This window comes from Loigolactobacillus zhaoyuanensis (assembly GCF_003946385.1).
Classification (GTDB): domain Bacteria; phylum Bacillota; class Bacilli; order Lactobacillales; family Lactobacillaceae; genus Loigolactobacillus; species Loigolactobacillus zhaoyuanensis.
In genome coordinates, this window is the sequence record NZ_RHOE01000129.1 from 1 (window position 1) to 2063 (window position 2063).

3 protein-coding genes are annotated in these 2063 nt (G+C 39.3%); 2 read left to right on the top strand and 1 reads right to left on the bottom strand.

Annotated elements, in window-relative coordinates; translation table 11 throughout:
* Both EKM76_RS13170 and EKM76_RS13175 read left to right on the top strand, forming a co-directional pair.
* On the top strand, window positions 1–122 hold a 122-nt coding region (locus EKM76_RS13170), incomplete at its 5' end, for an ATP-binding protein (RefSeq protein ID WP_164507655.1).
* A gap of 384 nt (window positions 123–506) precedes the next feature.
* Window positions 507–1853: an FAD-dependent oxidoreductase gene (locus EKM76_RS13175; protein ID WP_125551009.1), complete on the top strand. Its 1347-nt coding sequence runs from the start codon at window positions 507–509 to the stop codon at window positions 1851–1853.
* Window positions 1854–1945: 92 nt separating this feature from the next.
* Here the strand turns inward: EKM76_RS13175 and EKM76_RS13180 are convergent.
* The coding region (locus EKM76_RS13180) for an IS3 family transposase (RefSeq protein WP_164507606.1) at window positions 1946–2063 on the bottom strand (118 nt) is incomplete at its 5' end.

Here is a 2063-nt window from a genome sequence, read left to right on the forward strand (position 1 = left end):
CAAACTGGGTCGAAACTTTTCAAAATCCGACTGTTACTGCCGCTATTCTAGATCGGTTGGTTCATCATGCCTACGTAATTAAAATCACCGGTAAATCTTATCGAATTAAGGGAGCCGATTGACCGCCACAAACCTACATTTTTTAACCGACATAAACCTACATTTTTACGCCGCCCTTGACAGTAGTACCTTATGGCGACTACTTAAAATTGATAAATAGTCGCGAATAACAGATTGCTTAGCTAAAATCAACGTTTACAAAAACCATTCAGGTGTTCACCGCACCCAGATCAATTTAAAAATCAATATTAACCCATATAAAAACGTTACTATAAAGCTGCTCAATTAAGTTATTTGCTGGCAAAAAAACATACTAAATCAAGCAGTTTAGTAAGCGCTAACTTTCCTATTGACAAGAGCCACAATTATCGTAAAATAAGCTTAAGCACCCTGATATATCAATCTTATATTGCTGCATGATTACTTGAAATTATAGGAGGTTTTCAATGAAAGTCGCAATTATTGGCTGCACCCATGCTGGCACTTTTGCCACACAACAAATTCTTGCTGAACACCCTACTTGGCAAGTCACAGTGTATGAACGAAATGATAATTTATCTTTCCTTTCCTGCGGTATCGCACTTTGGATTGATAATCAAGTTAGCAAACCAGATAAAATGTTCTATTCTAATCCTGATGAATTGACTAAACTAGGCGCTAATATGCGCATGCAGCATGATGTCCTAAACATCGATGCACAAGCAAAAACATTAACGGTACAGAATCTAGTCTCAAATACCATTAGTGATGAAACTTTTGATAAGTTAGTTATCACGACTGGATCAGCACCAATCGTACCGCCACTACCAGGAATTGATGGTCCCCGGGTTAAGTTATGTAAAAATTGGACACATGCAAAAACGCTTAAAGAGTCAGCCCCAGATATCAATAGTGCAATCGTCATTGGTGCTGGTTACATTGGTGCTGAACTGGCTGAAGCCTACGCAATCACCGATAAAAGGGTAACGTTGATTGATGCACTGCCACACGTTCTTGCCAAAAATTTTGACAAGAATATCTCCGAACGAATCGAACAAGATTACCAAGATCATGGCGTTGAATTAGCCTTAAATGAAAAGGTAACAAGCTTTGTTGATGATGGCCAACAAGTAACTGTCACGACCGACAAAGGTACTTATACAGCTGACATCGCCATCCTCTGTATTGGCTTCCGGCCAAATACTAGCTTACTTAAAAATCAGTTAGATATGCTACCAAATGGTGCTATTATAACTGATGATTATATGCAGACTAGTATTCCTGACGTCTATGCTGCTGGCGATTCTGCAACTGTTCACTATAATCCCACGCAGAAAAATGATTACATTCCACTTGCAACTAATGCAGTCCGCCAAGGTATTTTAGTAGGACGTAATATCTCTCACCCAACCGAAAAATATCTAGGTACGCAGGCTTCATCAGCAGTAGAATTATTTGGCAAAACTTATGCCGGCTCTGGATTAACCATGGCTGGCGCAGCAGCACACAACATAAAAGTTGCTAGTATCAGTATTGAGCAAGACTATCGCCCTGATTTCATGCCGACAACAATACCAGTATTGGTCAACCTAACTTGGGATCCAACCAGTCGCCGTGTTTTGGGTGGTTCATTAATGAGTAAATACGATGTTGCTCAATCAGCCAACGTTCTGTCAATGGCGATTCAAGCACAATTTACTATTGATCAACTTTCTATGGTCGACATGTTCTTTCAACCCAATTATAACCAACCGCTTAATTATATTAATGCTGTTGCTATGGCCGCTGTCACCCAAGCTAATACCAATAAATAATTTTCATGATATAATCCAATATTTAGTCTAAATTCACACTTTGACACCAAAAAAGGGTGACCTGAAGTGAACCCCAAATATTGGACGAAACTTTAAGCGACTTTCTGGGTGGTAAGAACACGGTATTTAACCGGGCTCTTACCACCCAGTTTTGTTTTGATTCGTGTGACATTATAATATTGAATCCAGTTCGATACGGCTAAAGTTAAT